Below are 5,255 nucleotides of genomic sequence, written 5' to 3'. Positions count from 1 at the left end.
TTCGAGACCCTGCCGATGCTCGGTGAGGATGACGACCTCGACTGCCTGCTCCCTTGGCGTTGGAAAGACACTCTACCGAACTGACTCACGCCGCAACAGATGGGGTTGCTGGACCGCTTACAAATTACTCAGAAAGACAAGGTATCTTGCCCTATATCTACGAAAGACAGGAAAGTGGGGTTAAAGTAAGGCTGGTTGTTGGTTTTATGGATCAAGCACCTAGCGAAGAAGAACTTGATGAGGAAAATGAGAAGCCAAAGAGAAGGGCTGAAGATGCTGGCTGGACAATCATTGCAAACGAGAGAGTGGTGGTTTACAAAGACAAAACTTCTTTAACTGGGTGGGGGAGTAACAGGGTTCCTAACTATCATAATCAGTTTATTTCTATTTCTGGCGTAGTGGAGTTTGCTAGTGATGATGCTTCCAAGCTGCCTATTAACACTACCAAGAGAGGGCTTGATGCGAGTAGTGAGCTTTATCTTAAAGTAAGAGATCGAATGCAGGAAGGGGTTCGAATATTTACTCAGCATACAAATAATTGGAAAAGCAACAAAGAAGAGGAAAAGCGGCTTTTTAGTTCGGCGCGTAACGTTCCTGTTAGAGATGTGGCAAGTTTTGTTCCAGACGAAGAATGGGTAAGGCCGCGTGGTGGAGTAGATGAAAGATATTTCATGCCACACCTTCCTAAGCCTCATGGGAAAGGTGTTAAGACTAAATTTATGCGTTTTTCTAAGCCGGTCTCTGAGATAGAGATGGTGGCTGAATATCTCTTCCAGAATCGAGATGTGCCGAGTAGCGAAGTTGCTCAGCGGTGTTTCGAAATGATCCATGAAGAGGCTTCTGAAGAACTATGAGTGGAAGCTACATACCCTATCATTTGCGTCCCTGTAAAAATGTTGATAGAAAAATTTTTATTGAGGCGCTGAAAATATTATCTGCTAGTCTGCCAGTGCAAAGTTACACTTATGTGGGGATGGGTGGGCCTTTTTTAGAAGATTTTAAGTCTCTTCATGCAGAGCTGGATTTTCAAAAAATGCTAAGCCTTGAAATCAACGAGCGTGTTTATCAACGACAATGCGTGAACCGGCCCCATGCATGCATTGAGTGCAGGCTTAGTAGCTCAGCAGAATTAATAGACAATTTCGACTTGTCGGGTAATGCCGTTATTTGGTTGGATTACACAAACCCTAATGAATTGAAGGATCAAGTAGAAGAATTCCGCTCGCTGCTTCCTAAGCTTAAAGTGGGCGATATAGTAAAAATTACTGTCAATGCAAATGTTGCTACTTTAGGGGATGGTTCGGAAGCTGGTGCTGAGAAGCTGTATAGTGAAGAGGAAGATAAACCAGAAGGAAGGCTGTATAGAAAAGCATTGAGTGTTCATCGGCACAGAAAGTTATATAAAATTCTGTCTGAGTATTTGTCTGATGACTTGAAAAGTGATGATATAACAACTAGAAACTACCCTTATATTTTGCTCGGTTGCCTCTTTAGGGCTGCTTATTTAGCCCTTACGGGAAGGCAGGAAAGATTTTATCCTTTAGCTGCGTGCGCCTATGCAGACGGACAAAAAATGCTCACTCTTACAGGAGTTAAAACCACTGAAAGTGGTTGGAGAGATTTGCTATCCAAAACAACTTTGACAGATTGGGAGTTTTTTTATAAAAGCGACGAGAGCTTGGTTGATATCGAGGTGCCTGTTCTCTCTCTGCAAGAAAGAATAAGATTGGATTCCTTTATGCCGAATAGTGACCCAAGTGATATACAAAGAGAGATAGGATATCCATTGGCGGAGACAGAAAAGAAATCGCTGAAACTGATAGAAAATTACCTGAAATTCTATCGCCATTATCCGCAATATTCTGGTATTATACTCTAAGCTAAGGGTTGAAAATTTTTATAGCGTGAACAGTTATAGTTGTATCGCTGCGTTAGGGCCGTAAAGTTCCTGATGTTATATTTTTGCATTACCGATATTCGATTGAAATATGCAAGGTTATACTTTTTGTACAGTGATCGGGCAATCGGGGACAGGGCAATCGGGGACAGACCCTTATTCTTTGTATTCTTTGCGTGGGACTGCGGCAATCGGGGACAGACCCTCATTTCCCGAGGCAATCATTCTTTGGGGACAGACCCTGAGGGATCCCCAGGTTTTTGAGCCCACTACGCCACTCCCTGCTGAGCAGCGACCTCGTCACGGAGGAGCGTGATCAGCATCGTCAATCGGTATCTTGAGAGCGGGGCCGTGCATCGCCGTAGCGCTTCACGGCCCAGCCGCCATACGGACAAGACCGCCCGTGAGCGTAGGCTATTGCTCTGATACTGCCGAGCCGCCCCCTCGTGGCGAATTTTCAGGCCGCACGCCAGCATGACCAGGCTGGCCAGCATGGCGATGAGCAGCAGGATCTCGATGCGGCGAGCGCTACGGGGGCAATCGGGGACCAGACCCTCATTCTTTGCGTGGGACTGAGTCTCATTTGACAGCTATGGTGTTCCTATCAACAGGGGCTGGCTGGGAGGGCCCGCGATGGAGCAGCGTATCAGTCTGATCACCCTGGGCGTCGGCGACTTGGCGCGGGCGCGGCGCTTCTATGAGGAGGACCTGGGCTGGGAAGTGGGCATTGCGGTGGACAACGCGGTGGTCTTCTTCCAGCTCAACGGCCTGATTCTGTCGCTCTATCCCCGCGTCGCCCTGGCCCGTGATGCCGGGGTGGGGGATGAGGGCAGCGGCTTCTCCGGCATCGCCCTGGCCCACAATGTCCGCTCGGAGCCCGAGGTGGACAGCATGCTGAGCGAGGCGGAGCGGGCCGGTGGGCGGATCGTCAAGCCGGCCAGCCGGGCGGAGTGGGTCGGCTATTCCGGCTATTTCGCCGACCCGTGGGGCAATCGGGGACAGACCCTCATTCTTTGCGTGGGACTGAGTCTCATTTGACAGCTATGGTGTTCCTATCAATAGGGGCTGGCTGGGAGGGCCCGCGATGGAGCAGCGTATCAGTCTGATCACCCTGGGCGTCGGCGACCTGGCGCGGGCGCGGCGCTTCTACGAGGAGGGCCTGGGCTGGGAGGTGGGCATGGCGGTGGACGGCGAGGTGGTCTTCTTCCAGCTCAACGGCCTGATTCTGTCGCTCTATCCCCGCGTCGCTCTGGCCCGTGATGCCGGGGTGGGGGATGAGGGCAGCGGCTTCTCCGGCATCGCCCTGGCCCACAACGTCCGCTCGGAGCCCGAGGTGGACAGCGTGCTGAGCGAGGCGGAGCGGGCCGGCGGGCGGATCGTCAAGCTGGCCAGCCGAGCGGAGTGGGGCGGCTATTCCGGCTATTTCGCCGACCCGGACGGTCACCTCTGGGAGGTGGCGTATAACCCCGGCTTCCCCATCGATGCCAAGGGCAATACCTGGCTCGGCTAAGCCGCCCGCGACGATTGGGTGGGAGTGATCATCCCGCCGTGCTAGTCTGCAGGAAACCCGCCCGCGTGGCGGGTTTCCTGTTTCTGAGAGAAGGAGGAAGAACGCATGGATGCCAGTGAACTGATTCTCTACCAGACCGAGGATGGCCGCACCGCCATCCACCTGCACGCTGAAGGTGGCACCGTCTGGCTGACCCAGGCCGAGATTGCCGAGCTGTTTGCCACGACCAAGCAGAACGTCAGTCTTCATGCTCGTAACATATTGAAAGACGGAGAGCTATCCCAGACTTCAGTTGTCAAGGAATCCTTGACAACTGCCGCAGATGGAAAGCGTTACAAAGTCAAGTGGTATGGCTTGCCGATGATTCTGGCCATCGGCTATCGCGTGCGCTCGCCGCGCGGCACGCAGTTCCGGCAATGGGCCACGGCCAACCTCAGCGAATACCTCGTCAAAGGCTTCGTCATGGACGACGAGCGTTTGAAGGAGCCTGGCGGTTGGGATTACTTCGACGAACTGCTGGCTCGCATCCGCGACATACGTGCGTCGGAGAAGCGATTCTACCAGAAGGTGCGGGATCTCTTCGCTCTGAGCAGCGACTACCGCGCCGATGACCGCGCCGCGCAGCTTTTCTTCGCCGAGGTGCAGAACAAGCTGCTGTACGCCGTTACCGAGCAGACTGCCGCCGAGATTGTCGTCAATCGTGCCGATGCCGGGGCGACCAATATGGCGCTGACCACTTGGAAGGGCGGGTGGGTGCGCAAGCAGGACGTCACGGTGGCCAAGAATTACCTGACGGCCGATGAGGTCGATACCCTGAACCGGCTGGTGGTGATCTTCCTCGAACAGGCCGAGCTGCGGGCCAAGCAGCGCAAGGATCTGACGCTGGAATACTGGCGCCAGAACGTCGACCGCCTGCTGGCATTCAACGATAGCCCGATCCTCGAGGGGGCAGGTACTATCAGCGCAGAACGGGCCAAAAGCATCGCCCACGAGCGCTATGATCAGTTCGATGCCCAGCGCCGAAAGAGTGAAGCGGCCGAGGCCGATCTTGAGGACTTGCAAGCGCTCGAAGCCTTGGAACAGCAGGTCAAGCGAGATAAGAAGTGATGAGCGGGAACGCCGATCAGCCAACACCTGTCGAGCAAACCTTGCTGACCTGGTTTCATCGACATGCCACCGCTGAGCAGAAGCAGGCACTGCGTGCCAAGGTCATCCGCAATGCCATTGCACGCCAGAAGCGCGTCCTTGAGGAGGCCCAAAAGAAGCCAGGGGCATAGGCTAAGGGGCGCGGTAGTCTCGCAAGGCGAGCCGAGCCTGCCCACATGTCAGGTTTGACCGACATCGGGGGCCTACCAATGGGTAGGTCTCTTTTTTTGCAATCTGTTACGAGGTCCTGTGTACTTGGGCTAAGGTCACTTGAGACGACCGCCAATAACTTGTGGCAAGGTACCTGGGGATTGTCGAAGGGAGCTGACATGCGGTGTCATCACACCAGTCGGAGCCGAGCGGTAGCCTGCTCAAGTGGATGCTGGGCAGGTCAGGGGGATGGATAGAGCTGCCCTGCATCGGCAACTGGCCCCGGAAGCCTGGCATCAGTCGGGCCTGTCGCAGTTTAATAAACTGGTCTGTGCGCTGATCCTGCTGGCTTCGCTGGTGTCCGTACTCGAGACCGAGCCGACCGTGCGCGGGCTGGCACCGGGGGTGTTCACCGCCCTCGAGAGGGTCTTCGTTGAGGCTGTAGCAAAACCCCGACCACGCCCGGTAGGATGAGGAAAAGGCAAGGGAGAGTCGTCAGCATGCCCAGGTTCAAGCCCTACGACTACGATCAGCACGCCATGGTTGCCATCA

At 54.3% G+C, this 5,255-nt stretch carries 7 protein-coding genes; all 7 read left to right on the top strand.

Going from position 1 to position 5,255, the window contains the following annotated elements; translation table 11 throughout:
• Positions 1-146: 146 nt before the first annotated feature.
• The 7 genes from HOP52_RS19400 (at position 147) to HOP52_RS19370 (ending at position 5,177) form a co-directional block, all read left to right on the top strand.
• A complete protein-coding gene (locus HOP52_RS19400) occupies positions 147-854 on the top strand; it encodes a hypothetical protein (protein ID WP_238979181.1) in 708 nt (235 codons plus the stop codon).
• The gene (locus HOP52_RS19395; protein ID WP_238979180.1) at positions 851-1,879 is read left to right on the top strand and encodes an O-methyltransferase; all 1,029 of its coding nucleotides are present in this window, start codon (positions 851-853) and stop codon (positions 1,877-1,879) included. Before HOP52_RS19400 ends, HOP52_RS19395 begins: the two co-directional genes overlap by 4 nt.
• Positions 1,880-2,530: 651 nt before the next feature.
• Positions 2,531-2,935, top strand: coding sequence for a VOC family protein (locus HOP52_RS19390; protein ID WP_238979179.1), 405 nt, complete (start codon positions 2,531-2,533; stop codon positions 2,933-2,935).
• A gap of 46 nt (positions 2,936-2,981) precedes the next feature.
• Complete coding sequence (locus HOP52_RS19385) at positions 2,982-3,407, top strand: VOC family protein (protein WP_238979178.1); 426 nt, start codon at positions 2,982-2,984, stop codon at positions 3,405-3,407.
• A 105-nt stretch (positions 3,408-3,512) separates the two neighbouring features.
• The gene (locus HOP52_RS19380) at positions 3,513-4,514 is read left to right on the top strand and encodes a virulence RhuM family protein (RefSeq protein WP_238979177.1); all 1,002 of its coding nucleotides are present in this window, start codon (positions 3,513-3,515) and stop codon (positions 4,512-4,514) included.
• A complete protein-coding gene (locus HOP52_RS19375) occupies positions 4,514-4,684 on the top strand; it encodes a hypothetical protein (protein WP_238979176.1) in 171 nt (56 codons plus the stop codon). Before HOP52_RS19380 ends, HOP52_RS19375 begins: the two co-directional genes overlap by 1 nt.
• 268 nt (positions 4,685-4,952) lie before the next feature.
• Positions 4,953-5,177 carry a hypothetical protein gene (locus tag HOP52_RS19370; protein ID WP_238979175.1) on the top strand — a complete coding sequence of 75 codons (225 nt, stop codon included), beginning with the start codon at positions 4,953-4,955 and terminating at the stop codon, positions 5,175-5,177.
• The last annotated feature ends 78 nt before the right edge of the window (positions 5,178-5,255 follow it).

The sequence above is a fragment of the Billgrantia campisalis genome (assembly GCF_022341425.1).
Lineage (GTDB): Bacteria > Pseudomonadota > Gammaproteobacteria > Pseudomonadales > Halomonadaceae > Halomonas > Halomonas campisalis.
This window is presented reverse-complemented; position numbering and strand designations above follow the sequence as displayed.

What these genes read in the sequence shown, in the direction of transcription:
- HOP52_RS19395 (WP_238979180.1), top strand. Translation starts at nt 851, where the DNA reads ATGAGTGGAAGCTACATACCCTATCATTTGCGTCCCTGTAAAAATGTT.
- HOP52_RS19390 (WP_238979179.1), top strand. Translation starts at nt 2,531, where the DNA reads ATGGAGCAGCGTATCAGTCTGATCACCCTGGGCGTCGGCGACTTGGCG.
- HOP52_RS19385 (WP_238979178.1), top strand. Translation starts at nt 2,982, where the DNA reads ATGGAGCAGCGTATCAGTCTGATCACCCTGGGCGTCGGCGACCTGGCG.
- HOP52_RS19380 (WP_238979177.1), top strand. Translation starts at nt 3,513, where the DNA reads ATGGATGCCAGTGAACTGATTCTCTACCAGACCGAGGATGGCCGCACC.
- HOP52_RS19375 (WP_238979176.1), top strand. Translation starts at nt 4,514, where the DNA reads ATGAGCGGGAACGCCGATCAGCCAACACCTGTCGAGCAAACCTTGCTG.
- HOP52_RS19370 (WP_238979175.1), top strand. Translation starts at nt 4,953, where the DNA reads ATGGATAGAGCTGCCCTGCATCGGCAACTGGCCCCGGAAGCCTGGCAT.